Below are 25,997 nucleotides of genomic sequence, written 5' to 3' on the forward strand. Positions count from 1 at the left end.
TCCTTAACTCTGCGCGACTTTGCGCGGGATGAATTCATTGGCGACCGCCTCACCCTGAACCTGCAACGCAGGCGGCTGAGGCACTTCAGGGATCGCGACATCTAAGTGAGGGAACAACAATTCACCCACTTTCCAGGCTTCCTCCAGATGCGGATAACCGGAAAGCACAAAGCTGTCGATGCCGAGCGCCGCATACTCATTGATACGCGCAGCCACCGTTGGGCCATCGCCGACTAAAGCCGTGCCAGCGCCGCCGCGAACCAGGCCTACTCCTGCCCACAAATTAGGGCTGATTTCGAGTTTCTCGCGCCGTCCGCCATGCAGGGCAGCCATTCGTTGTTGCCCGACAGAATCGGTACGGGCGAACGCGGCCTGCGCTTTGGATATCGTGTCATCGTCGAGCCGCGAGATCAGACGGTCGGCAGCGGCCCAGGCTTCGGCATTGGTTTCACGCACAATCACATGCAGGCGAATGCCAAAACGTACTTTTCTCCCGTGCTTTGCCGCTTTCTCACGAACCTGGGCGATTTTCTCTTTCACCTGTTCTGGCGGCTCGCCCCAGGTCAGATAGAGATCGACTTGTTCCGCAGCCAGTTCCTGTGCGATATCCGAAGACCCGCCAAAATAAAGCGGGGGACGAGGTTGTTGTACTGGAGGGAACAACAATTTTGCCCCTTGTATTTTCTGGTATTTACCGTCGAAATCGACCGTTTCGCCTTCCAGCAAACGCCGCCAGATATGAGTAAATTCCGCCGATGCCTCATAACGTTCGGTGTGGTCGAGGAACACGCCATCAGCGGCCAGTTCCTGCGGGTCGCTGCCTGTGACCAAATTGAACAGGGCGCGGCCGTTAGATAAACGATCCAGCGTTGCGGCCTGACGCGCGGCAACAGTAGGGGAAATCACGCTTGGGCGGAGTGCGACCAGGAATTTCAGGCGTTGGGTTACCGGGATCATCGAGGCTGCTACCAGCCAGGCGTCTTCGCAGGAACGTCCTGTGGGGATCAACACACCGGTAAAGCCAAGCCTGTCTGCCGTCTGAGCAATTTGTTGCAGATAGCTATGATCGACAGGGCGGGCATTATCGTCGCTGCCGAGATAGTGACCGTCACCGTGGGTCGGTAAAAACCAGAACATATTCAGACTCATGATTTTGCTCCCTGGGCAGAAGTGGGTTGCCAGATACGGCTTTTGATATCGACCTTTTTCGGGACGAGGCGATTTTCGTAAAACAGATCGGCGGTTTGTTGCTGGCGACGTGCGGTTTCATCGCTGACTGGCGTAATAGATGTAGGCGGACGGTGGCTGAGGTAACTGGCGATCACCGCTTCCGGCAGCCCCATCGTTTTGGCCAGCAGTTCAGTGCTCTGCTGACGTTGGCTGATCGTGAGCGCATCAGCCTGGGTGAAGGTATCGAGTACGCCTTCAATAAAGGCCCCGTTCTTTTCAGCGTAAGGACGCGAGGCCAGATAGAACGAACCGGTTTGCTTCAGCTCACTGCCATCGGTCAGTACACGAACACCGCCTTGCAGCAAAGCGGCGGAATAGTACGGGTCCCAGATTGCCCAGGCGTCGACATTGCCTTGCTGAAAGGCTGCACGAGCATCTGCCGGTGTCAGGTAAGTGGGCTGAATATCCGTAAACTTCAGGTCTGCCAATTGCAGTGCGCGCAGCAGCAGGTTGTGTGAACTGGAGCCTTTCTGGAAGGCAACTTTATGGCCTTTCAGATCGGCCACGGTTTTGATGGGGCTGTTTTCCGGCACCAGGATAACTTCAGCTTTCGGCTTGGCGGGTTCAGCCCCGACGTACACCAAATCCGCCCCAGCGGCCTGGGCAAAAATAGGAGGAATATCGCCCGTGCTGCCGAGATCGATACTGCCAACGTTAAGCGCTTCCAGCATTTGTGGGCCAGCAGGAAACTCCACCCACGAAATTTTGGTGTTCGGATAGCGTTTTTCCAGCAGCTCGTGGCTTTTCGCCAGCACCATGCTCACGCTGCCTTTTTGGTAGCCAATGCGTAACGCATCGGGAGCAGTCTCCGCGGCGTGACTCCACGCGGAAAGCGTGAGTAATCCGCTCAGGGCGAGGCTACGAAAACGGGGGCGAAACAGATTAAACATGGGCGACTCCTTGCTTTAAATGGAAAGCCGGGACGCGAATATCACGGCGATGCAGGGCTTGCCAGAAGGTTTCCAGCGCACTGTCGAGGCGTTTTTCAAGGTTGGGACTGAACTGCGGCTTATGCTGGTAATCCTGAACCTGACTGTCGTCGGCAAATACGCCGTGCAGGATCTCCTGAGCTTTCAGCGCACTGAGCACAGGTTTCAGCGCGTAATCCACCGCCAGCATATGAGCCACGGTGCCACCGGTTGCCAGCGGCAAAACGACTTTGCCTTCAAGGGCTCGTTCTGGAAGCAAATCGAGCAAGGTTTTTAGCGCGCCAGAAAAAGAAGCCTTATAGACAGGCGTCGACACAATCAGGCCATCAGCGTGCGCCAGTTGTTCGATGAGCGCCTGCAGGGCAGGGCTGTCGAATCGGGCAAAGAGCAGGTCTTCTGGTTCAAAGTTTTGCAGATGCCAGTGGCAGACTTCGACATCCACTGCCGACAGTTTTTCTCTGGCATATTCCAGCAAGGCGCTGGATCGGGAAGGAAAGCGCGGGCTACCCGCTATCGTGATGACACGCATAATCGCTCCTTATAACCAAATGTTTGATTTTATCTAACATTGATAACATTTGTTCGGAGTGTCGCAGAGGGGCAGGCGATCGCTAAATGATTTATCCGGCACTGGTTTGCTGAAAAGTGCAAATAGGACAACGTTTGCGTAGAACCGCGTTTTTTTGCCGCAGGTCAATTCCCTTTCGCGGTGAGATCACCCATAATACGCCCCCGGTTTGCACACCGGGAATCCAGGAGAGTTCATGTACTACCCCTTCGTTCGTAAAGCCCTATTCCAGCTCGATCCAGAGCGCGCTCATGAATTGACCTTTCAGCAATTACGCCGCATCACCGGCACGCCACTTGAAGCGTTAGTGCGTCAAAAAGTGCCGTCAAAGCCGCTAACCTGTATGGGGCTGACGTTTAAAAACCCCCTTGGATTGGCCGCCGGTCTCGACAAGAATGGAGAGTGCATTGATGCCTTAGGCGCAATGGGTTTCGGTTCGATTGAAGTGGGCACCGTAACACCACGTCCGCAGCCGGGGAATGACAAGCCGAGGATCTTCCGTCTGGTCGACGCCGAAGGGTTGATCAACCGCATGGGCTTCAATAACCATGGCGTAGACAACCTGGTCGAGAATGTCAAAAAGGCGCATTTTGACGGTATTCTGGGTATTAATATTGGCAAGAATAAAGATACGCCTGTTGAACAAGGTAAAGATGACTATCTGATTTGTATGGAAAAAGTCTATGCCTATGCCGGTTATATTGCGATCAACATCTCTTCGCCAAATACCCCTGGCCTGCGCACCTTACAATATGGTGAAGCGCTCGACGATCTGCTTTCGGCTATTAAAAATAAACAAAAAGAACTCCAGACGATCCACCATAAATATGTTCCGGTGGCGGTGAAGATCGCACCGGATCTTTCATTCGAAGAATTGATCCAGGTGGCTGACAGTTTAGTTCGCCATAATATTGATGGTGTTATTGCGACCAATACCACACTCGATCGTTCTCTCGTTCAGGGAATGAAACATTGCGATGAAATGGGTGGCTTAAGCGGTCGTCCATTACAGTTAAAAAGCACAGAAATTATTCGCCGGTTATCCGAAGAATTAAAAGGCAGACTGCCGATTATTGGCGTAGGTGGTATCGATTCTGTGATAGCTGCCCGTGAGAAAATGGCGGCAGGTGCTACGCTGGTTCAGATCTATTCCGGGTTTATTTTTAAAGGCCCACCGTTGATTAAAGAAATCGTTACCCACATCTAATCTTTCCTGCGCAATTTTCAACCAGGGCTTTATTTCCTGCCCTGGTTGTTTTATATTCCCCAAATGTTGCTAAATTAAACTTTATGGTCTTTTCTTAATTCAGGCAAATAACGAAACGGGATTATGTTGTTCCAGGCACAGGATGCCTATGAGGACGGGGGAGAGAAATGCGAATTAAACCTGACGATAACTGGCGCTGGTATTTCGATGAAGAGCATGATCGAATGATGCTCGATTTAGCCAATGGCATGTTATTTCGTTCGCGTTATGCTCGCCGGATGTTGACACCGGATGCCTTTGATCCAACAGGCTTTTGTGTTGATGACGCCGCTCTCTACTTCTCGTTTGAAGAAAAATGCCGTGACCTCGAATTGTCCAAAGAACACCGCGCTGAGCTGATTCTTAATGCGCTGGTGGCCATCCGCTTCCTCAAACCACAAATGCCAAAAAGTTGGCACTTCGTGGCGCACGGTGAAAACTGGCAGCCGGTAACGGGCGATGCCGCACAGGTGTGGCTGAGCGATTCCGGTGAGCGAGTGAATCTGCTGGTTGTTGAACCGGGTGATAACGCCGCGCTTTGTTTGTTGGCACAACCGGGGCTGATGCTTGCCGGTCGTACCATGCAGTTGGGCGATGCGATTAAAGTGATGAATGACAGACTTCAGCCGCAGCCGCTGATGGACAGTCTCAGCTACGGCCAGGCGGTTTAACGCGCCAGTCTCAGGGCGGTTTTCGGCACGCAGCTACAGCAAAGAATGGTGCCATCTTCCGCGACAGAGCTCTTTTTCAACGGGCTGACTTCCCCTTCCAGCAATGTAATTCGGCAACTGCCGCAAATCCCAGCCCGGCAAGAGTAGGGCACACGAATGCCTTGCTGTTCCAGTTGTTCCAGTAAAACCTGTTGGTTATTCCCTTTGAACACTTCACCCTGCCAGTCGATATCGACCAGCTTATCGGTGGTGACATCAAGCTCAAATCTCTCTTCCGTTTCACCTGCGCCGTAGAGTTTTCCCGGGCCAGTTTGCAGAATTTCCACTTCGTCGCCGACTCGCACTACACCGCTGTTGCGGGCAATCAGGTTTTGCCCGAAATCGACATCGCCATTATCCAGCGCGGTACGGAAGCTTTGTAGTGTTGTGAGTGGCTCGCCAGACGGGTGTTTTTGCCCCCTTTCCGGGCTGACCGTTGTGAACACGCAGCGGCTGCAAGGTTTCACCACATCAAACACGACTTCGCCGATGCGCACGACTTTCCAGGTGTCTTCTTCCCACGCTTTTGTGCCCGTCACGACCAGGTTCGGGCGAAACTGTTCCATCTGCACGCTGGCCGGGCATTTGTTCTGCAAATCACGCAGCGAGGCTTCAGTGGTGAGCAAATAAGGAAAACCATCGGCGAACGACAGCGGAACGGCATCAAAGCGTTTCACCCGGCGCGACGGCTGAGCGCCGACCCAGCGCAGCTGAACATCGCGTTTGAAAAAGCCGGTAAGCCAAAGGTTGATGGATTCAGGGGCAATGCGAGCCGTGAAGTGGTTACCCCAGACTTCAGTCGGTGAGGCTTCCGCCGTAAAGTCATCAAAACGCACTACCGCCGAGCTGCCATCAGGTGCAGTGAGATGCAGCCCATCATGAACAGGAACGGGCGTGAAGCGCACCATCTGTGGATACTGGCGAGCGGTGATAAACGTTCCATCAGGTTCCGTTACCATGAAAATACGGTCAAAACTCATCCCGCTGATATCGGCCAGCGCGTGCGTGACGCCAATCCCCCGCATCGATTTAACTGGATGGATAAAGAGCCGTGATAACGTCGCCATTCCGTTGTCCTCTGTAAAGAAAAAAAGTCGCCCTCTATGAAGCCTATATTCGCTATAATGCGCAACAATTTTCTGTGAGTAATAAGTGACGATATGAATTCTCTGTTTGCCAGTACAGCCCGCGGGCTGGAAGAGCTGTTAAAAACTGAACTTGAAGGACTGGGAGCGAGCGGCTGCCAGGTAGTTCAGGGTGGTGTCCACTTTGAGGGAGACACGCGACTGCTCTACCAGAGTCTGATGTGGAGCCGTCTGGCGTCGCGCATCATGATGCCGCTGAGCGAATGCAAGGTCTACAGCGACCTGGACCTGTATCTCGGCGTGCAGGCGATCGGCTGGACAGAGATGTTCAATCAGGATGCGACCTTCGCGGTGCATTTCAGCGGCGTGAACGAAGAAATTCGTAATAGCCAGTACGGGGCGTTGAAAGTGAAAGACGCCATCGTTGATGCGTTCACCCGCAAAAACCTGCCGCGTCCTAACGTGGATAAAGAAAACCCGGATGTGCGTATTAACGTGCGTCTGAATAAAGAAGTGGCGCACATTTCTCTCGATTTGAGCGGCGAAGGCCTGCACCTGCGTGGCTATCGTGATGCGACGGGTATCGCGCCAATCAAAGAAACGCTGGCTGCGGCTATCGTCATGCGTTCTGGCTGGCAGCCGGGTACGCCGATGCTCGACCCAATGTGCGGGTCCGGTACGCTGCTGATTGAAGCGGCGATGATGGCAACTGACCGTGCGCCAGGTTTGCACCGGGGTCACTGGGGCTTTAAAGGCTGGGCGCAGCATGATGAGTCCGTCTGGCAAGAAGTCAAAGCCGACGCCCAGACTCGTGCGCGTGCAGGGCTTGCTGCGTATGAATCCCGTTTCTACGGTTCGGATATCGACAGCCGCGTGATTGAACGAGCGCGCAGCAACGCCCGCCGCGCAGGGATTGGCGATCTGATCACTTTCGAAGTGAAAGATGTCGCTAAGCTCAGCAATCCCCTGCCGAAAGGCCCTTACGGTACAGTGGTCAGTAACCCTCCGTACGGTGAGCGACTGGATAGCGAACCCGCACTGATTGCCCTGCACAATCTGCTGGGCCGTATCATGAAGACTCAGTTTGGCGGCTGGAATTTGTCTCTGTTCAGCGCCTCACCTGATTTGCTGAGCTGCCTGCAGCTGCGTGCCGAACGCCAGTTTAAAGCCAAAAATGGCCCGCTGGACTGCGTGCAGAAAAACTATCATCTGGCAGAAACCGACGGCGCAGCACCTGTCATGCTCGCTGACGATTATGCCAACCGTCTGCGCAAGAACCTGAAGAAACTGGAAAAATGGGCGCGTCAGGAAGGCATTGAATGCTACCGCCTGTACGATGCCGATTTGCCGGAATACAACGTTGCCGTTGACCGTTACGGTGAGTGGGTGGTGATTCAGGAATATGCTCCACCGAAAACCGTTGATGCGACCAAAGCACGTCATCGCCTGTTTGATGTCATCGCGGCGACCATTTCGGTACTGGGCATTGCACCGAACAAACTGGTACTGAAAACCCGTGAACGTCAGAAGGGGAAAAATCAGTACGAGAAGATGAGCGAGAAGGGCGAATTCATGCAGGTCAGCGAATACAACGCACGCCTGTGGGTTAACCTGACGGATTATCTCGATACCGGTCTGTTCCTCGACCACCGAATCGCTCGTCGCATGCTGGGTCAAATGAGTAAAGGTAAAGATTTTCTTAACCTGTTCTCTTATACCGGCAGCGCCAGCGTTCACGCCGGTCTCGGCGGCGCGCGCAGTACAACCACCGTTGATATGTCTCGTACGTATCTGGAGTGGGCGGAGCGCAACCTGCGCCTCAACGGCTTAACGGGCCGCCCGCACCGTCTGTTGCAGGCTGATGTGCTGGGCTGGCTGCGTGACGCCGATGAACAGTTCGACCTGATCTTTATCGATCCGCCAACCTTCTCTAACTCCAAACGGATGGAAGACACGTTTGACGTGCAGCGCGATCACCTGAAGCTGATGACCGATCTTAAGCGCCTGCTGCGCAAAGGCGGCACCATCATGTTCTCCAACAACAAGCGCGGCTTCAAACTTGACCACGACGGTCTGGCAAAACTTGGCCTGAAAGCACAAGAAATCACCCAAAAAACGCTTTCACCGGACTTTGCCCGTAACCGCCAGATCCACAACTGCTGGCTGATCACTTCAGCCTGAAGGAAAGAATAAATGTCTTTAATTAGCATGCATGGCGCGTGGCTGTCGTTCAGCGATGCGCCGCTCCTGGACAACACGGAACTGCATATCGAAGATAACGAGCGCGTTTGTCTGGTCGGGCGTAACGGCGCGGGTAAATCCACGCTGATGAAGATCCTCAACCGTGAGCAGGGTCTGGACGACGGCCGCATTATTTACGAGCAGGATCTGGTGGTTGCACGTCTGCAACAGGATCCGCCGCGTAATGTACAGGGCAGCGTTTATGACTTCATCGCCGAAGGGATTGAAGAGCAGGCAGAATACCTGAAGCGCTATCACGAGATTTCGCATCTGGTGATGACGGACCCAAGCGATAAAAATCTCAATGAGATGGCGAAGCTTCAGGAACTGCTTGATCACCACAATCTGTGGCAGCTCGAAAGCCGTATCAATGAAGTGCTGGAACAGCTGGGGCTGAATGCTGATATGCCGCTGAGTTCACTCTCCGGCGGCTGGCTGCGTAAAGCGGCGTTAGGGCGTGCGCTGGTTAGCGGCCCGCGCGTTCTGTTACTCGATGAACCGACTAACCACCTCGATATCGAAACCATCGACTGGCTGGAAGGGTTCCTGAAAACCTTCAAAGGCACCATCATCTTTATCTCGCATGACCGTTCGTTCATCCGCAATATGGCCACCCGTATTGTCGATCTCGATCGCGGCAAACTGGTGACCTATCCGGGTAGCTACGATCAGTATCTGCTTGAGAAAGAAGAAAACCTGCGCGTGGAAGAACTGCAAAATGCCGAGTTCGATCGCAAATTGGCGCAGGAAGAAGTGTGGATCCGTCAGGGTATCAAAGCGCGCCGTACTCGTAACGAAGGCCGCGTTCGCGCCCTGAAAGCCATGCGTCGTGAACGCAGCGAGCGTCGCGAAGTGATGGGCACCGCCAGAATGCAGGTGGAAGAGGCGAGCCGTAGCGGCAAAATCGTCTTTGAGATGGAAGACGTCAATTATCAGGTAGACGGCAAAGTGCTGGTGAAAGACTTCTCTGCTCAGGTTCAACGCGGCGACAAAATCGCCCTGATTGGCCCGAACGGCTGCGGGAAGACCACGCTGCTGAAATTGATGCTCAGCCAGCTTCAGGCCGACAGCGGTCGTGTTCACTGTGGCACTAAGCTGGAAGTGGCCTATTTTGACCAGCACCGTGCAGAACTCGATCCGGATAAAACCGTGATGGATAACCTGGCGGAAGGTAAACAAGAAGTGATGGTCAACGGTAAGCCACGCCATGTGCTGGGCTACCTGCAGGACTTCCTGTTCCATCCGAAACGCGCCATGACGCCGGTGCGTGCTTTGTCCGGTGGCGAACGTAACCGTCTGCTGCTGGCCCGTTTGTTCCTCAAGCCAAGTAACTTGTTGATCCTCGATGAACCGACGAACGACCTGGATGTCGAAACCCTTGAGCTGCTTGAAGAGCTGATCGACAGCTATCAGGGCACGGTGATGCTGGTGAGCCACGACCGTCAGTTCGTGGATAACACCGTGACCGAATGCTGGATTTTTGAAGGCAACGGCAAGATTGGCGCTTACGTCGGGGGGTATCACGACGCTCGCGGCCAGCAGTCGCAGTCATTGGCGCAAAAATCGTCAGTCAATACAATGACTCCGAAAGAGCAGCCTAAAGCAGGAACTGTCAAACGCGCCAGTAGCAAACTAAGCTATAACCTGCAGCGCGAATTAGAGCAGCTTCCTCAGCGACTTGAAGAACTTGAGGCCAACCTCGAAGGATTGCAGGCCCAGGTGGCCGATCCCGCTTTCTTTAGCCAGTCTCATGACCATACTCAAGGGGTTCTGAGCGCAATGGCAGAAGCAGAGAAAGCACTGGAAACGGCTTTTGAGCGCTGGGAAGAGCTGGAAGCGTTAAAAAACGGCGGTTAATTTAGAGGAACGTTCATGTGCGATGATCATCATGCTGCGGGGCATATCCTCTGCCCACAATGCGATCTGCTGGTGGCCTTACCGCACCTTGAGCACCGACATAAAGCGTCGTGTCCACGTTGCGGTACGACGCTCACCACGGAATGGGACGAACCGCGTCAGCGCCCAACGGCTTATGCCATTGTGGCGCTGTTCATGTTGCTACTGGCGAACCTGTTCCCTTTTGTGTACATGAAGGTGGGCGGGATCGGCAGTGAAATCGAGCTACTGGAAATCCCGCAGGTTCTGTTTACGGAAGACTACGCAAGCCTCGGGACGTTCTTCTTGCTGTTTGTGCAACTGGTGCCTGCGTTCTGCCTCGTGACCATCATCATGCTGGTCAACCGTGTGCCTTTACCGGTCAAAGTGCAGGTCTTTTTAGCTCGTATTCTTTTCCATCTTAAAAGCTGGGGCATGGCCGAGATTTTTCTCGCGGGCGTGCTGGTGAGCTTCGTTAAGTTAATGGCTTACGGCGATATTGGGGTGGGCAGTAGCTTCTTGCCCTGGTGTATGTTCTGTTTGCTGCAACTGCGTGCTTTTCAGTGTGTCGATCGGCGCTGGCTTTGGGACGATATTTCCCCGATGCCTGTGCTTGCACAGCCCTTAAAAGTCGGTGTTACGGGCATTCGTCAGGGGCTGCGTTCATGCTCATGCTGTACTGCCATCCTACCTGCAGATGAACCTGTTTGCCCACGCTGTGAAACAAAAGGTTTCGTGCGTCGCAAACACAGCTTGCAGTGGACGCTGGCGTTGCTCTTTACCTCCATCATCCTCTATCTGCCTGCCAATATTATGCCGATCATGATTACCGATCTGCTGGGTGAAAAACTGCCTTCGACAATTATTGCCGGGGTGGTGTTGCTGTGGAGTGAGGGGTCGTATCCGGTGGCAATGGTCATTTTCATCGCCAGTATTATGGTGCCAACACTCAAAATGATGGCCATCGGTTGGCTATGCTGGAATGCCAACGGCAACGGCACTCGTGACAGTGAGCGGATGCATCTGATTTATGAGGTGGTCGAATTTGTTGGCCGTTGGTCAATGATTGATGTGTTTGTAATTGCCGTACTGTCAGCACTGGTGCGGATGGGAGGATTGATGAGTATTTATCCGGCGATGGGGGCAGTGATGTTCGCGCTGGTGGTTGTGATGACCATGTTCTCCGCAATGACCTTCGACCCGCGCTTGCTGTGGGATCGTGAGCCAGAATCAAGCCATGAGGAAAAGTAACACCATGGAAAATAAGAGTGGAGAGGCCAAAGTGCAAAAGGTGAAGAACTGGTCGCCGGTGTGGATCTTTCCCATCGTCACCGCGCTGATTGGCGCGTGGATCCTCTTCTATCATTACAGCCATCAAGGCCCGGAAGTGACGCTCATCACCACCAACGCTGAAGGCATCGAAGGCGGAAAAACCCGCATCAAAAGCCGCAGCGTGGACGTGGGGGTTATCGAAAGCACGACCCTGACAGACGATCTGACGCATGTTGAAATTAAGGCTCGCCTTAATTCTGGTATGGAGAAATTGCTCCACAGTGACTCGGTCTTTTGGGTCGTGAAGCCACAGGTTGGCCGTGAGGGGATCAGCGGGCTTGGCACGCTGCTTTCAGGGGCTTACATCGAACTTCAGCCGGGAACCAAAGGATCAAATCCTTCGCAGTTCCAGTTGCTGGATTCGCCACCGCTTGCGCCACCAGACGCGAAAGGGATCCGTATCTTGCTGGAAAGCAACAAAGCCGGGCAACTCTCTCCGGGCGACCCGGTGCTGTTCCGTGGTTATCGCGTTGGCTCGGTGGAAACCAGCAACTTTAACCCGGAAAAGCGCAATATCATTTATCAGCTTTTCATCAATGCGCCTAACGATCGTCTGGTGACGACCAACGTGCGCTTCTGGAAAGACAGCGGTATTGCGGTCGATCTGACCTCGGCGGGGATGCGTGTTGAAATGGGTTCCCTCTCGACGCTGTTTGGCGGCGGGGTGAGTTTTGATGTACCAGATGGACTGGATCTCGGCGAACCGGTGGCGAACAAAACGGAATACCACCTGTTTGACGATCAGAAAACCATTCAGGATTCTATCTACACCCAGCACATCGACTACGTGATGTTCTTTAAAGATTCGGTTCGTGGCCTGCAGCCGGGCGCCCCTGTCGAGTTCCGTGGCATTCGCCTGGGCACCGTCGGGAAAGTGCCATTCTTTATCCCAGGACTGCATCAGCGTCTGAATGATGATTACCGCATTCCGGTACAGATTCGCATAGAACCAGAGCGTCTGATTAATCAACTTGGTGGTGATACAGATGTTCGCGCACATATCGATGAGTTGATGAATCGTGGCCTGCGTGGAGCGCTGAAAACCGGCAACCTGGTGACCGGGGCGTTGTATGTTGATCTGGACTTCTATCCGAAAGCCGAACCACGCGGTAAATTCCGTGAGTTTGGTGGTTACGCGATTATTCCAACGGTAAGCGGCGGTCTGGCGCAAATCCAGCAACGTCTGATGGAAGCTCTGGATAAGATTAACAATCTGCCAATCAACCCGCTGCTTCAGCAGGCAACCAACACGCTGGCAGAAAGCCAGACGACGATGAAACACGTTCAGACGACGCTCGACAATCTGAACAAAATCACCGGCAGCCAGTCGATGCAGGACCTGCCAACAGACATGCAGAAAACACTGCGTGAGCTGAATCGCAGTATGCAAGGCTTCCAGCCGGGCTCCGCGGCGTACAACAAGATGGTGGCGGATATGCAACGTCTGGATCAGGTGCTGCGTGAACTGCAGCCTGTGCTGAAAACGCTGAATGATAAGAGCAATGCGTTGGTGTTTGAAGCGAAGGATAAAAAGGATCCGCAGCCGAAGAGGGCAAAAGAATGAAAAAATGGCTACCTGTGGTAATGGCATGCTTGCTGGCAGCATGCAGCAGCAGTGGTGACAACAAGACTTACTATCAGCTGCCTGTGCCTCAGGCTGGCGTGCAGAGCACAGCCAGCCAGGGTGGGCACCTGCTGTGGGTTGAACAGGTCAACATCCCTGATTATCTTGCTGGCAACGGCGTGGTGTATCAGACCAGCGAAGTGCAATATGTGATTGCTAATAACAACCTGTGGGCCAGCCCACTGGATCAGCAGTTGCGTACTACACTGGTGGCGAATCTGAGTAATCAGCTGCCGGGTTGGGTTGTGGCTTCTCAGCCGTTAGGCACAGACCAGGACACGCTTAACGTCAACGTTAGCGGCTTCCACGGCCGCTATGACGGCACAGTGGTGGTCAGCGGAGAATGGCTGCTGAATCATCGTGGACAGCTGATTAAGCGCCCGTTCCACATTGAGACGAAGCAGCAGCAAGACGGTTACGATGCGATGGTTAAACTGCTGGCTCAGACCTGGGAACAGGAAGCGAAGGCGATTGCGCAAGAGATGAATCGTCTGCCATAAGGAAAATTAATCATCTCTGAAACCGCAGCAGAAGCGATTCTGACTGCGGTTTTTTTGTTTTTGCCTTCAGTTTGTTAGTTGTCCTGGCTCACAGTTTTTGTACAAATGAACTTCTGGCTAGCTCACAAATATGACACTGGCGTGAATTTTGCGCATTGACGATGTGGCGGATTCGGGTTATTCGTTATGTGTGGTTGCACATTTGGTGACCATTGTTTTCTTTTCCACCAGATCAAAAAATGAGGGAAACGAGGCATGAAGAGACAAAAACGTGATCGCCTGGAACGGGCACATCAACGTGGGTACCAGGCTGGCATCGCTGGCAAATCAAAAGAAATCTGTCCGTATCAGACCTTGAATCAAAGGTCTCACTGGCTGGGAGGCTGGCGAGAAGCCATGGAGGACAGGGCAGTAATCGCCTGATGCTGTCTCTTTAAAACAAAGAAGCCTCTGCATGCAGAGGCTTCGCCGTTTCTTAAGCCATCAAAAGGCTAAAGGGATCAGAAAGATGAAGTGTCCTGGAACAGACCCACTTTCAGATCGGTTGCTTCATAAATCTTGTGACCATCAACCAGCACTTCGCCATCCGCAATACCCAGGATCAGACGACGGTTGATGACGCGCTTGAAGTGAATGCGATAAGTCACTTTCTTCGCGGTTGGCAGGATTTGACCGGTGAATTTCACTTCGCCCACACCCAGCGCGCGGCCTTTGCCTTCGCCGCCAAGCCAGCCGAGGTAGAAACCAACCAGCTGCCACATCGCATCCAGGCCGAGGCAGCCAGGCATTACCGGGTCGCCAATAAAGTGGCAACCGAAGAACCACAGGTCTGGATTGATATCCAGTTCTGCTTCCACGTAGCCTTTATCAAAGTTACCGCCCGTTTCGGTCATCTTAATGACACGGTCCATCATCAGCATGTTGGCTGACGGCAGCTGCGGGCCTTTTTCGCCAAACAGTTCACCGCGACCGGAGGCAAGAAGGTCTTCTTTTGTATAGGATTCGCGTTTATCTACCATGTTTTCAGTAAGCCTTATTTTGAGTTCGCGACGCAGGATAGCTAACACGTGTACGCTGAACAAGTCCGATCAGTTCGACTGGAACCAACCTAACCAGCGCAGCGGCCACGGACGATGCCGGGTATCTTGCTGATTTGCCTGAGCAATACGCTCCTGAATGGTTTGCAGAAGCGTTGTCTGTCCTTCTTCATCCCAGACCAATTGTGTTAACAATGGCAGGGCATCCGCCACATCATCAATGGCCCAGAGAGAGAACTCTCCGGCTTCCACAGCCTGCTGAACATCCTGTGCAAGGCTGAGATGACGTACGTTGGCTACAGGGATAATGACCCCTTGCTTGCCTGTCAAACCGCGTTGCTGACAGATAGCAAAGAACCCTTCAATTTTTTCATTCAGACCGCCCACGGGCTGAACACGGCCGAACTGGTCGACAGAACCCGTAATCGCCAGGCTTTGATTAATCGGCACACCGGAAAGGGCACTGATTAAGGCGCAAAGCTCAGCCATGGACGCACTGTCACCATCGACTTCGCTGTAGGACTGCTCGAACGTCAGAGACGCTGAGAAAGGAATCTGCTGCTCAAGCCCCAATTCAGCCATTAAAAAGGCCTGCATGATCATCATGCCTTTCGCATGGATATTGCCGCCCAGTTCCGCTTTCCGCTCGATATCGGTGAACTCACCGTCGCCAATGTGCACAACACAGCTAATACGCGATGGCTCACCAAATGCGCGAGGGTGGCCTGGAAACTCCACCACAGACAGGGCGTTGATTTGGCCAATCTGCTCGCCTTCGGTCTCAATCAGGATCTGCTCCAGCAGGATTTCATCCTGCATGCGCTCAGCAAGGTAGCCTTCACGCCACTGGCGCTGATTGAGCATCGTGGCGAGTTGCTCAGCTGTAAAGGCATCTCCTTCACAGAAAGCGGCTGCTTCACGCAGCTGGCGGCCAATCCACAAAGGGCACAGAGGCAGTGTCTGCTGATCGCCGGTATAGCGAGCGCCTTCCTGAATGAGCAGCGGCCAGGCATCCGTTGCCGGCCCCGGAAGATTCAACCCGCGAGCAACATGCCAGATCCACTGACACCAGCTTTTCAGCGCTTCTTCATCGACAATTTGCAGATTGTCTTCATATTCACTGTAGATGGCTTTTTCGCATAACTCCGGTTCCATCTCCTGAAAATCAGCCAGCGATTCTCGTTCACCGACCAGCATCACTTTGAGCGATAACGGCATGGAAGGGATGGAGACAGGCAGAGGGCGCGAGTCATCGAAGGTCAGCCAGTCAAAACGCTGCTGCGAAACAATGTTTTTCAGCCGCATCCAGAGGAGAGGCTGTGAAAGCAACGTTCGCAGAGAAAGAATCAACACGCCACCGTTAGCCTGATGAACAAGGCCAGGTTGCAGTGAGATTTCGCCATTGAATTGACGCACGCAGCCGAACAGCTGTTCAGCTTCAACCCAGTCAGCCTGAATCACTGGCCCCTGGCTTGCGAAGTTATCATCAGAATTTTCTGCCACAGTTTGGCTGATTTGAGCGCCATTAACCGTATAGCGCACACCGTGAAGGGCATCAGGAGCCTTACGAAGCTCACGCGTAGCATCAGCCAACAGCGCAAGGTATTCAGGCTCTTCAGGTGCCTTTACCAGCAGAAAATCGGAAATGGCTTGTGGGTAGAGGAACTGGTCCAGCGCATAATGCAGACGGGCCTGCAGTTCGCCGGGTAAGGAATCGGTTTCGGTTGCCAAATCTGGCTGGGTAAACAGCGTCTGATAAGCCTCGAGATCGGGGACAAGATCGCGCTGTGAAAGTTTAGTAATCGTCAAAGTCGCTGTTTTTTAGTCAGATGTAAAGCGGGTGATTATACCTCAAGGCGAGAGTGAGCACACGGGGATTAGCGGGCAACTTTCAGAGTGGGGTTAGCCTTACGACGGGAGGGTGATTTCTTCTCAGCACATTAGCAAAAACCTGTTATTCTGAAATGAGTTACACGGTCACATTGGGATCGCGATGAAATATCAACAACTGGAAAACCTTGAAAGCGGCTGGAAATGGAAGTACCTGGTCAAAAAACACCGGGAAGGCGAGTTGATCACCCGCTACATTGAAACCAGCGCCGCGCAAGAAGCCGTAGATAGTCTACTGACGTTCGAGAACAAACCTGTGCAGGTCAATGAGTGGATTAATCAGCACATGAATCCTGCGTTGTTCAACCGAATGAAGCAGACTATCCGCGCACGCCGCAAGCGGCACTTCAATGCAGAACATCAGCATACTCGTAAGAAGTCTATCGATCTGGAGTTCATCGTCTGGCAACGGTTGGCAGGTTTGGCTCAAAGAAGAGGGAAGACACTCTCAGAGACCGTCGTGCAGCTGATTGAAGATGCGGAAAATAAAGAGAAGTACGCGAGCAAGATGACCACGCTCAAGCAAGATTTGCAGGCGCTTCTGGGAAAAGAATGATACTTACGGTGAATAAAGCATAAAAAAAACCCCGCATCGCGGGGTTTCAGATTGCTGACAAAGAAGGAAAAAGCGTGGTTTTTCCTTCTTTGTGGTGAGCAGCCGAAAATCAATAAATTGATTTTCCTTATTTTTTGTTCTGCCACCCATGACAAAACGGTATTCGTTAGAGGTTTGTCATCAGTCTCAAACCCCGCATTGCGGGGTTTTTTATTAGACGAGAACTTAAGCCTGAGGCTGAGTTACAACGTCTTTGATGCCTTTAACTTCGATCTCTACGCGACGATCTGGTGCCAGGCAGTCGATCAGTGCAGCGCGAGCTTTCACGTTGTCACAGGTGTTGCCAGTCACTGGGTTAGATTCGCCCATACCACGTGGGGAGATCTTGTTAGCCGGGATACCTTTAGAGACGAGGTAGTCGACAACAGACTGAGCACGTTTCTCAGACAGTTTCTGGTTGTAAGCGTCAGAACCGATACGGTCGGTGAAGCCCAGAACAACGACGGAACCGTCTTTAGGATCCAGATCGCTCAGCTGAGTGTACAGCTGATCCAGTGCCTGCTGACCTTCTGGTTTCAGCGTTGCTTTGTTGAAGTTGAACAGCACGTCAGACTTCAGAGTGAAGTGCTTGGTCTGTACTTCTGGAGCTGGAGCCGGAGCCGGAGCTACGATTGGAGCAACTTCGCCCTGGCCGAAGCGGTAGGAAACACCTACACTCAGCATACCGTTGTCTGGACGCACGCCAACGGTACCCGCGTCGCCGATGTTGTTAACCCACTGGTATTCCAGACGGGTAGCGATGTCGCGGGTTACTGCCCACTCCACGCCGCCAGCGAATACTGGGGAAACGCCAGTGTCGTGGTTGTCGCCAGCAACGTTGTTGCTGGAGTCTGCACGCCATACCATGCCGCCCAGACGGGTGTAGATGTCCAGATCGTCAGTTACCGGGTAACCCAGTTTAGCCGTCAGCTGAACGCCCTGAGCTTTGAATGCGCCGTTCTGTACGGAGCCTTTGTAAGGCATACGACCCAGCCAGTCATAACCCATTTCGAAACCAACATACGGGTTTACCTGGTAACCACCGAAAGCACCAGCGCCAAGCTGGGAATCGTGGGTTGGACCGTTGTTGTTCAGGGAGCTGTTATACCAACCGGTATCGTGGAACTGGGACCAACCCAGCTTACCACCTGCATACCAGGTGTTATCTTTCGGTGCGGCCTGCGCTACGGTAGCGAAGCCAGCCAGTGCCACTGCAATCGCGATAGCTGTCTTTTTCATTTTTTGCGCCTCGTTATCATCCAAAAATCGCCATGAATATCCATGTAGAAGTTCACGGTTAAATCCTTCACCGGGGGCGGGACCTAATTCATAAGTACGCCATATCTGTGGCTTAAGCCGATCACCCCTGGCGATGTAAAGTCTACAACGTAGTTGGAAACTTACAAGTGTGAACTCCGTCAGGCATATGAAAAAAAAAGAGTTGTATACACAATATTTAACATTTATGTTGATTTTTTGTTCATGGGAAAATGCCGGAAACCGCACCAGACAAGCATCTTGCTAAAATTGACCCCGTAAATGAAAGGGCTATCGTTCGAGCAAAAAAAATACCAGGAAAACTCCTAAATTCACTTAATGATACAAATCAGAGTGAATTTTCAGGCCAGAAAACTGTCTCGATGGCTGAGAAGTGGTGCTTACGGGGCGCATAATGAACCCCATCGCGTTACCTTCTTCAGCCGCATTGGCCAGACGAAGATGCTCTTCTTCTGTTAACTCTTCTGAAACCCAACCGATCACCACGCTATAGTTTCCGGTGCGCAGTGCACGAACCATGCTTTCGAGCGTTGAGCCTGGAGACATCTGGCTTACCTGCATGAGTTTAGACAAAGGCAGACCGGATGCCTGCACCCATTGACGGCTTAATTTCTGCTGCGGCGTTAACCACAGCTGCCAGCGTTCCTGCTGACCAAGCTGCTGTAAAAGCGGCAGTAACAGAAGCTGGGTCATCATTGGCTGATCTTCACGATACAGCACTTCGCTGATAAGCCCAGTGGTACTGTGCTGTTGCTGACGAACTGCGGCTGCAGAAGCCATTGCGTTGCGATTTGCATAACCTGAAGTGTACATAATGTGTCCCGCCCTGTGGGTTACTGTATGAATATACAGTATACCTGGTGAACCTAAAGATCAACCTCATTTTCTGAAAGCGCCTCGCAAAATTGTACAGATCCTTTTGCGGACGATAAGAACATCTTGCCCCAGCATATGAAGTTCCCTATGTTTCTCATTAACGGATCCGTTATAAAAATGACTTCTTTAACCCCATGATTACAGGAAAGAATCATGAAAAATATGACGTATAAAAGGATCTATGAATCTGAAGAATGTTTGTCTTCTCTGGGAAGTATTCATCACCGGCAATTGTTCGGAGGCTACAGCCTTTCCATCGACGATACGGTCTTTGCGATGGTGGCACACGGAGAACTTTATCTTAGGGTCTGTGAGCAAGAGGCGGGCTATGAGGTGACACCGCAGAGGTTGTTGACCTTGAGCAAGCGGGGGCGTCCGGTATCGCTGAATTATTATCTGGTTGATGAAGGCTTGTGGGGCGATCCGCCTCTGCTGTTGCAGAAGTCGGCACAGTCGTTACAGGATGCCCGTAATGAGAAAACGCAGCGAGACAGTTCGCGGCGTATGAAGCAACTGCCGAACATTACTTATCAGCTTGAAATGTTGCTGCATGAAGTCGGGATCCACGACCCCGAAATGCTGCGAGCGTTGGGTTCCGCTACCGTCTGGTATCGGTTGCGCTGCGTCCGCAAAGATTTAAGCATCAGCGTGCTGTTTGCTCTGGAAGGCGCCATTCTGGGCATGCATGCCGCCATTATTCCTGAAACCCGCCGACAGTATCTCCAGGCCTGGGCGGAGATGCTGCTGGCGGGGAAAGGAAACTACGACGAGTGAGGGGCCACCTGTTGCTGGAGATGGCAAATCTCTGGCAGCAGGTTAACCATCAGCCCTATCTGTTGAACCACCAATGATGCTTTAGTCTCAGTACCCGGATCGAGATCGCGAATGCGCTGCATTAAGCTGGCTAATGCAGCCTGAACGCGTTGCTCATCCGTTGGCCGTTGGTGAAAAGCGTCATCAACATAACAAACGGCATCATCGAGCAGCGTCAGAATGTCCACGTTAGTGAGTTTTTCCCGGTGAGCACCCAACGCAGAGATATAGCTGGTCAGCGTATGGTTCAGGCACAGCAAGCGGAAAGCCGATTCACGCATCTCCGCGGTTGCTCTGGGCTCAGTCGACATATTGGAGATCACTGAAGCCAGTTCCGCATCACGGTTATGCGCATCGCGTCGTGCAATTCGATATGCCAGACGGTTATCCCGGCCCTGATGATATTGCTCAAGGATGGCGTCCAGATAGCGACAGTTCGCATCCAGCGCCCGGCCAAGCACAATAGGCAGATTGCGGAACTTCCAGTCGGGCCAGATAAAACTCACTGCGGCCCAGGCGATTGCACAGCCAATGAGCGTATCGATAATGCGGGGCAGGGCAACCTCAAAACCTTCGCCCAGCAGATTGAAACACAGCAAAACCAGCAGGGTGATGAACATGGTGGCATGTGCGTACTGGACATTTCGAAAGGCAAAAAACAGCACGCCAGTCACCACGATCAGCAGCAATTGTCCTTCCACAGAGGGAACCAGCAGCAAAACCGGTAGCCCAATAGCGACGCCAATTAACGTGCCGATCACTCGCAATGCCAGGCGATGACGTGTTGCGTTGTAGTTCGGTTGGCAAACAAACAGGCTGGTGAGCAATATCCAGTAACCGTGATTTAACCCGGTGAACTGGATAAACGCATAGCCTGCGCATAACACCAGCGACATGCGTACAGCATGGCGGAACAGGGCTGATTCAGGTGAAAAATTGCGGCTCAATCTGAGCCAGACATCACTAAACCCATGCAGGCGGTCATCGGCGAGCTGGGTTTCCGATTCACTCTGCGGCATGGCCAACTGCTGTTCAGATTCGATGGTCGCCAGTTGAGCGTCGATGGCTCGCAGGTTATTGAGCAGATAACCCAACGCTTTCACTTGCTCTTTATCGCCACCACTTGCGGTCACGCGATCCAGGGCCGCATCAAGATGTGCAAAAGCTCTTTCGAAGCGAGGATCGTGCTGATAAGGCTTGCGCAGAAGAATCGAACGAGAGAGCTGCTGGCAGGCCTGAGATTGCATGGAAAGCAGGCGCTGGAAGCGGAACATGACGTCGCTGTAGCGGAAGCTATCGCGTAAGGGTTGATATTGAACGTGCGATGAGCTGGCTCGCTCATGGATATCCTGCGCAGCAAAATAGTAGTGCAGGGTTCGCCTTGTCCCTCGTTGCCCGCGATCGCCACGCAAGCGGGTCAATAAGCTCGCTTTGGTCTGATTTAACGTCGCAACCAGCTGACCATTAGCCATAGCCAGTTCGACAATCGGTTCCTGTGACTGGTCTTCAATATCGGGGTCGAACAGGCGGGATTTCAGCTCCAGATAATGGGCTAACTGGCCAAAACTGCGCGCCAGATTGTCCTGTAACGGGCGGATGGGGAAAATCAGATGCCCGGTCAGGGTGAGCAGGTTGTACCACACGGCACCTGCCAACAGCAGTAAAGGCTGCTGATACCAGTGCTCGTAAAGCGAAACGCCGAGCATCGTATAAATGGCTATCAGCAAAGCACCAAAAGCGATGGTCGCGTAACGCTGCCCAAGCCCGCCAAGCAAAATAAAACCGCTGGTAGAGAGCGTCAGCCCTAGCGCGAAGGCCCACGGCCACGGGAAGAGCAGCTCAACCGAAGCCGACGCGATAAAGAAGCAAACCAGGGTAATCACGAGATTACGCAGGCGGCCCGCCAGGCGGTCGTCCAGGTCGGCAAGCGCCGCGGCGACCACGCCCAACGTTAAAGGAATGGTCAGTTTGACCTCGCCCAGCCACCAGGGCACGGCGGTCGTTCCGCACAGGGCGATGAAGATCCTGACGTTATAAAGCCAGTTACTGTTCCATGTGTAGCGTTGCAATAAGGGACTTAGCATACGGCAGTCAGTTCCCGTTACTGAAAGCGACGACGAGCATTGGCTTCACGCGCGGCGCGAGCGGTCTCAACAGAGACAACGCGACGGCCCACCGGCCACAGTGCAATGGCTGCAATCTTGAAATTGGCGATGCCCACAGGGATGCCGATGATGGTAATACACTGGGCAATACCTGCGACGATGTGCGTCAGGCACAGCCACCAGCCAAATAACACAAACCACAACACGTTAAGCAGCGTGCCACCCGTGTTCATCAGCGCGCTTTTCTCATTCGGATTAAGTTCATCGACATGAACGGCTTCGTTACCAAACGGAAACAGCGACAGCCGGGTGATTTCCCAACAGGAACGTGTCAGAGGCAAAGTGACAATCAGCACGATGCTGACCACTGTTGCCAGAAGCCAGCCGAGGGTGGTGGCAAAACCGCCCAATACAAAATTCAGAATATTCAAAATAGTACGCATAAGACCTCAGTTCAGTCCTGTGAAAAGGAAGACCTGACGATTGTAACGTTTTTTTGCGCTGGAGCACCTGGTATCTGGCGGTTACACTGTCATGGATAAGTCTACATCCGGGATTTGGCAAGACATGGAACTAAAAGCAACCGCGCTCGGCAAGCGAATGGCGCAACATCCTTACGATCGGGTCGAACTTCTTCATGCTGGCGTGAAAGTCTCTGGCGATCGTCATGAATACCTGATCCCGTTTAATCAGCTGGCTGCCATTCACTGCAAGCGAGGACTGGTCTGGGGCGAGCTGGAGTTTGTGCTTCCGGACGATAAAGTGGTGCGTTTGCACGGCACGGAATGGGCTGATACCCAGCGTTTCCACCATCATTTGCAAATCCGTTGGCAGCAGTGGAGCGACGAGATGAGCGCAGTTGCGGCAGGCGTGTTGCAGCAGCAACTGGCCGTGATTTCTGACCACAGTGCGGAAGGCAAATGGCTGACTCGTGAAGCGGTGGCCCAGTTAAAACAAAAAATCCTCACTTCCCTCGAAGCCTTACCGGTTCCGGTAAGTCGCCTTGAAAGTTTCGCTAATTGCCGCGAGCTATGGGCGCAATGTCAGGCGTGGTTGAAAGATCTCAGCGCCACACGGTTGAAGCACAACCAGGCGTATACCAAAGCGATGCTAGCCCAATATTCCGGTTTCTTTGAACACATAGAATCTTCACCGCTCAATAGCGCTCAGGCACGAGCGGTGGTGAATGGTGAACGTTCGTTACTGGTTTTGGCTGGCGCGGGAAGCGGGAAAACCTCCGTGCTGGTGGCGCGTGCAGGATGGCTGCTCACCCGAGGTGAAGCGGCTCCTGACCAAATCTTACTGCTGGCGTTTGGCCGAAAAGCGGCACAAGAGATGGATGATCGCATCCGCGAACGCCTTAACACAGAAGCTATCAGCGCCAAAACTTTCCATGCTCTGGCCCTGCACATCATTCAGCAGGGCAGTAAAAAAGTGCCCGTCATCACTAAGCTGGAGAACGATACTCAGGCCCGTCAAAAACTGCTGACCCAGTGCTGGCAACAGCAATGCCAGGAGAAAAAAGCGCAGGCGAAAGGCTGGCGGCAGTGGCTTGAAGAGGAAATGGCCTGGGACGTGCCCGAAGAAGATTACTGGCACGACCCGAAAATTGTTCGGCGCATCGGCGCTCGTCTTGACCGTTGGGTCAGCCTGATGCGTATGCACGGTGGCTCGCAGGCTGAGATGATCGACAGCACCCCAGAAGAGATACGTGACCTGTTTGGCAAGCGCGTAAAACTTATGGCTCCGTTGTTAAAAGCATGGAAAACGGCGCTGAAAGAGGAAGGCGCGGTCGATTTCTCCGGCCTTATTCATCAGGCCATTAACGTGTTAGAGAAAGGCCGTTTTGTCAGCCCCTGGAAGCATATTCTGGTGGATGAGTTTCAGGACATCTCACCGCAGCGAGCGGCGCTTCTTGCTGCCTTACGCAAGCAAAACTCGCAAACCACGTTGTTTGCGGTAGGTGACGATTGGCAGGCCATCTATCGATTCAGTGGCGCACAGCTCTCATTGACTACGGCTTTTGAACACTATTTTGGTGAAGGCGACAGCTGCGCCCTGGACACCACCTACCGCTTCAATAGCAGGATTGGCGAGATTGCTAACCGCTTTATCCAGCAAAACCCGCATCAGCTAGCCAAGCCGCTGAACAGCCTTTCTGCGGGTGATAAAAAAGCGGTGACCCTGCTGCCTGACGATCAGCTGGATGCGCTTCTCGATAAATTAAGCGGATTTGTGAAACCGGAACAACGGATCCTGATCATGGCTCGTTATCACTATCTCAAACCGACGGTACTGGAGAAGGCAGCAACCCGCTGGCCGAAATTGCAGATCGACTTTATGACCATTCACGCGAGCAAAGGACAGCAGGCCGATTTTGCTATCGTGCTTGGTTTACAGGAAGGGCAGGATGAATTTCCGGCCCCGGCGCGGGAGTCCATCATGGAGCAGGCGTTATTGCCTCAGCCGGAAGACTTCCAGGATGCGGAAGAAAGGCGTTTGCTGTATGTGGCGATGACCCGCGCGCGGGAACGGGTTTGGCTGCTGTTCAACAAACAGCAACCCTCGGTGTTCGTCGATATTCTGAAACACCTGGATGTCCCGGTGGTTCGTAAACCTTAAAAAAGTCCCCTCAGCAGAGTAATGCCGATCATTTAAGAGTACTTGAACGATCCTGCCAGTGAGAGACAATCCGGGAACAGCCCTCTGCTCCCGGATTTTTTTATGTCTGAACAGGATATGGATTTTGTTGTTGATGCTTTCGCCTCTGAGCTGGATGCTTTTTCTCGCTCCCTTGACCCCCTCTGGATACACCAGGCATTAAGCGCCTGCCAGAAGGCCAGCATTCGCAGGCGTCGCCTCCCTGCTGAGCAGGCTGTCTGGCTTATTCTGATGATGGGGTTGCTGCGTGACTTATCCATTAAAGATGTCTGCCATCATCTCGACATTGTTCTCCAGCCTGAAGACGGTTATCAAAGCCTTGCCCCCAGCGTACTCACTGCCGCACGCCAGCGCCTGGGCGAAGCCCCACTTCGCTACCTTTTTCATGCCTGCAACGAGGCCTGGCAACCTGCGGCACTCGGGCCCGCTACGTTCCATGGCCTCCGGGTTCTGAGCGTTGACGGAACACTTTTTCGCACGCCCGATTCACCTGAGAACGCCGCTGCTTTTGGGTTTATCGAACCGTCCACGGGGACATTCCCGCAGGTACGGATGGTCGGGCTGATGGCAACCCATTCCCATATGTTGCTGGATGCGGCGTTTGGCGGTGTGGCCGAGGGGGAGCTAACGCTGGCGCATCGTCTGATTTCCTCCGCCCCTGACCATACGCTGACCCTGTTCGACCGCTGTTATTTCAGCGCGGCTTTTTTCCTGGAATGGCAGCAGGCCGGAGCCTGCACACACTGGCTCACACCAGTAAAAAGTAAACTCCGCTATGAGGTTATCGAACGATACAGCGATTACGACATGCTGATTGAGATGCCGGTTTCACCTCAGGCTCGCAAGGCTGCGCCTCATCTCCCGGAAGTCTGGCGGGCAAGGATGGTGAGTTATGTCAGCGGTGGCGGTAAAGGGAAAATCACGGGATTTTTAACGTCGCTGACCGATCCGGTCGCCTGGCCAGTCGAAGATTTGCTGCGAATTTACTGGGAACGCTGGGAGATCGAACTAGGCTATGGAGAGCTAAAAAGACGGCAGTTGAAGGGGGAGGTCACACTGCGGAGCCGATTTCCGGAGGGGGTAAAACAGGAGCTGTGGGGGATCCTGGTGTCGTACAACCTGCTGAGAAAGGAAATGGTGGATATTGCAGGAGAGGCCGGCGTTATTCCAACCCGGATAAGTTTCGTGGCGGCATTAAATATTCTGATATCGCAGGTCAGGGTGAGTGGTAAGGGCGCGACGGGGAATATACCTAAGCATCTGAAAGGAATGAGGGAAAATGTAAAAGCCTTTATCCTTCCGGAAAAAAGAAAGCACCGACGATACGAGCGTTCGGTGCTTTATATTCCGCCTAAATATCCGTTCAGCTATAAGTCACGCGAGGCTTAAGTGAACGGCATTA

The 25,997-nt window shown here is 53.1% G+C and carries 22 protein-coding genes; 12 read left to right on the top strand and 10 right to left on the bottom strand.

The annotated features are described in order from the left end of the window. Positions 1–3: 3 nt before the first annotated feature. From ssuD to ssuE, 3 genes are read right to left on the bottom strand one after another with little or no spacing between them, the layout of a single operon-like run. Positions 4–1,149: an FMNH2-dependent alkanesulfonate monooxygenase gene (gene ssuD / locus ACLW56_RS13765; RefSeq protein ID WP_330984337.1), complete on the bottom strand. Its 1,146-nt coding sequence runs from the start codon at positions 1,147–1,149 to the stop codon at positions 4–6. Next, the gene (locus tag ACLW56_RS13770; RefSeq protein ID WP_415377821.1) at positions 1,146–2,120 is read right to left on the bottom strand and encodes a sulfonate ABC transporter substrate-binding protein; all 975 of its coding nucleotides are present in this window, start codon (positions 2,118–2,120) and stop codon (positions 1,146–1,148) included. The genes ssuD and ACLW56_RS13770 overlap by 4 nt, the downstream gene beginning before the upstream one ends. Beyond that, positions 2,113–2,688: an NADPH-dependent FMN reductase gene (gene ssuE, locus ACLW56_RS13775; RefSeq protein WP_330984338.1), complete on the bottom strand. Its 576-nt coding sequence runs from the start codon at positions 2,686–2,688 to the stop codon at positions 2,113–2,115. Before ssuE ends, ACLW56_RS13770 begins: the two co-directional genes overlap by 8 nt. A gap of 235 nt (positions 2,689–2,923) precedes the next feature. On the opposite strand from ssuE, the gene pyrD reads away from it, so the two are divergent. Further along, complete coding sequence (pyrD, locus tag ACLW56_RS13780) at positions 2,924–3,934, top strand: quinone-dependent dihydroorotate dehydrogenase (protein ID WP_330984339.1); 1,011 nt, start codon at positions 2,924–2,926, stop codon at positions 3,932–3,934. A 167-nt stretch (positions 3,935–4,101) separates the two neighbouring features. Next, positions 4,102–4,644, top strand: a complete 543-nt coding sequence (gene zapC / locus ACLW56_RS13785; RefSeq protein WP_330984340.1) for a cell division protein ZapC — start codon at positions 4,102–4,104, stop codon at positions 4,642–4,644. Here zapC and ACLW56_RS13790 read toward each other — a convergent pair. Next, positions 4,641–5,750 (bottom strand): YcbX family protein, encoded by a 1,110-nt coding sequence (locus ACLW56_RS13790; protein ID WP_330984341.1) that lies wholly within the window; start codon positions 5,748–5,750, stop codon positions 4,641–4,643. The two genes, zapC and ACLW56_RS13790, sit on opposite strands and share 4 nt — an antisense overlap. Positions 5,751–5,843: 93 nt before the next feature. On the opposite strand from ACLW56_RS13790, the gene rlmKL reads away from it, so the two are divergent. The 6 genes from rlmKL to rmf all read left to right on the top strand — a co-directional run bounded on the left by rlmKL (position 5,844) and on the right by rmf (position 13,763). After that, complete coding sequence (rlmKL, locus tag ACLW56_RS13795; RefSeq protein ID WP_330984342.1) at positions 5,844–7,949, top strand: bifunctional 23S rRNA (guanine(2069)-N(7))-methyltransferase RlmK/23S rRNA (guanine(2445)-N(2))-methyltransferase RlmL; 2,106 nt, start codon at positions 5,844–5,846, stop codon at positions 7,947–7,949. Positions 7,950–7,961: 12 nt separating this feature from the next. Further along, complete coding sequence (locus ACLW56_RS13800) at positions 7,962–9,866, top strand: ABC transporter ATP-binding protein (protein WP_330984343.1); 1,905 nt, start codon at positions 7,962–7,964, stop codon at positions 9,864–9,866. Positions 9,867–9,881: 15 nt separating this feature from the next. Beyond that, positions 9,882–11,135: a membrane integrity-associated transporter subunit PqiA gene (gene pqiA, locus ACLW56_RS13805; RefSeq protein WP_330984344.1), complete on the top strand. Its 1,254-nt coding sequence runs from the start codon at positions 9,882–9,884 to the stop codon at positions 11,133–11,135. Between the two features lie 4 nt (positions 11,136–11,139). After that, complete coding sequence (gene pqiB / locus ACLW56_RS13810) at positions 11,140–12,780, top strand: intermembrane transport protein PqiB (protein ID WP_330984345.1); 1,641 nt, start codon at positions 11,140–11,142, stop codon at positions 12,778–12,780. Next, a complete protein-coding gene (gene pqiC, locus ACLW56_RS13815; RefSeq protein WP_330984346.1) occupies positions 12,777–13,340 on the top strand; it encodes a membrane integrity-associated transporter subunit PqiC in 564 nt (187 codons plus the stop codon). The genes pqiB and pqiC overlap by 4 nt, the downstream gene beginning before the upstream one ends. 255 nt (positions 13,341–13,595) lie before the next feature. Beyond that, positions 13,596–13,763, top strand: a complete 168-nt coding sequence (gene rmf / locus ACLW56_RS13820; protein WP_054179110.1) for a ribosome modulation factor — start codon at positions 13,596–13,598, stop codon at positions 13,761–13,763. Between the two features lie 77 nt (positions 13,764–13,840). On the opposite strand, the gene fabA is transcribed toward rmf, so the two are convergent. Both fabA and ACLW56_RS13830 read right to left on the bottom strand, forming a co-directional pair. Beyond that, a complete protein-coding gene (gene fabA, locus ACLW56_RS13825) occupies positions 13,841–14,359 on the bottom strand; it encodes a bifunctional 3-hydroxydecanoyl-ACP dehydratase/trans-2-decenoyl-ACP isomerase (protein WP_330984347.1) in 519 nt (172 codons plus the stop codon). A 69-nt stretch (positions 14,360–14,428) separates the two neighbouring features. Next, a complete protein-coding gene (locus ACLW56_RS13830) occupies positions 14,429–16,186 on the bottom strand; it encodes a Lon protease family protein (protein ID WP_330984348.1) in 1,758 nt (585 codons plus the stop codon). Positions 16,187–16,370: 184 nt separating this feature from the next. On the opposite strand from ACLW56_RS13830, the gene matP reads away from it, so the two are divergent. After that, positions 16,371–16,823: a macrodomain Ter protein MatP gene (gene matP / locus ACLW56_RS13835; RefSeq protein ID WP_330984349.1), complete on the top strand. Its 453-nt coding sequence runs from the start codon at positions 16,371–16,373 to the stop codon at positions 16,821–16,823. Positions 16,824–17,048: 225 nt separating this feature from the next. On the opposite strand, the gene ompA is transcribed toward matP, so the two are convergent. Together ompA and sulA are read right to left on the bottom strand one after the other, a co-directional pair. Next, positions 17,049–18,101, bottom strand: coding sequence for a porin OmpA (ompA, locus tag ACLW56_RS13840; RefSeq protein ID WP_330984350.1), 1,053 nt, complete (start codon positions 18,099–18,101; stop codon positions 17,049–17,051). Positions 18,102–18,455: 354 nt separating this feature from the next. After that, the gene (gene sulA / locus ACLW56_RS13845; protein ID WP_330984351.1) at positions 18,456–18,953 is read right to left on the bottom strand and encodes an SOS-induced cell division inhibitor SulA; all 498 of its coding nucleotides are present in this window, start codon (positions 18,951–18,953) and stop codon (positions 18,456–18,458) included. A gap of 216 nt (positions 18,954–19,169) precedes the next feature. Here sulA and ACLW56_RS13850 point away from each other — a divergent pair, with 216 nt between their 5' ends. After that, positions 19,170–19,790 carry a TfoX/Sxy family DNA transformation protein gene (locus tag ACLW56_RS13850; protein ID WP_330984352.1) on the top strand — a complete coding sequence of 207 codons (621 nt, stop codon included), beginning with the start codon at positions 19,170–19,172 and terminating at the stop codon, positions 19,788–19,790. Here ACLW56_RS13850 and yccS read toward each other — a convergent pair. Together yccS and ACLW56_RS13860 are read right to left on the bottom strand one after the other, a co-directional pair. Next, positions 19,778–21,913, bottom strand: coding sequence for a YccS family putative transporter (yccS, locus tag ACLW56_RS13855; RefSeq protein WP_330984353.1), 2,136 nt, complete (start codon positions 21,911–21,913; stop codon positions 19,778–19,780). The two genes, ACLW56_RS13850 and yccS, sit on opposite strands and share 13 nt — an antisense overlap. 17 nt (positions 21,914–21,930) lie before the next feature. Next, the gene (locus ACLW56_RS13860) at positions 21,931–22,377 is read right to left on the bottom strand and encodes a YccF domain-containing protein (protein ID WP_330984354.1); all 447 of its coding nucleotides are present in this window, start codon (positions 22,375–22,377) and stop codon (positions 21,931–21,933) included. A gap of 124 nt (positions 22,378–22,501) precedes the next feature. Here ACLW56_RS13860 and helD point away from each other — a divergent pair, with 124 nt between their 5' ends. Together helD and ACLW56_RS13870 are read left to right on the top strand one after the other, a co-directional pair. Continuing rightward, positions 22,502–24,556, top strand: coding sequence for a DNA helicase IV (gene helD / locus ACLW56_RS13865; RefSeq protein ID WP_330984355.1), 2,055 nt, complete (start codon positions 22,502–22,504; stop codon positions 24,554–24,556). A gap of 102 nt (positions 24,557–24,658) precedes the next feature. Continuing rightward, positions 24,659–25,984 (top strand): IS4 family transposase, encoded by a 1,326-nt coding sequence (locus ACLW56_RS13870; RefSeq protein ID WP_330983077.1) that lies wholly within the window; start codon positions 24,659–24,661, stop codon positions 25,982–25,984. The last annotated feature ends 13 nt before the right edge of the window (positions 25,985–25,997 follow it).

It is taken from the genome of Pantoea sp. sgz302252 (assembly GCF_047713085.1).
Taxonomy (GTDB): Bacteria; Pseudomonadota; Gammaproteobacteria; order Enterobacterales; family Enterobacteriaceae; genus Scandinavium.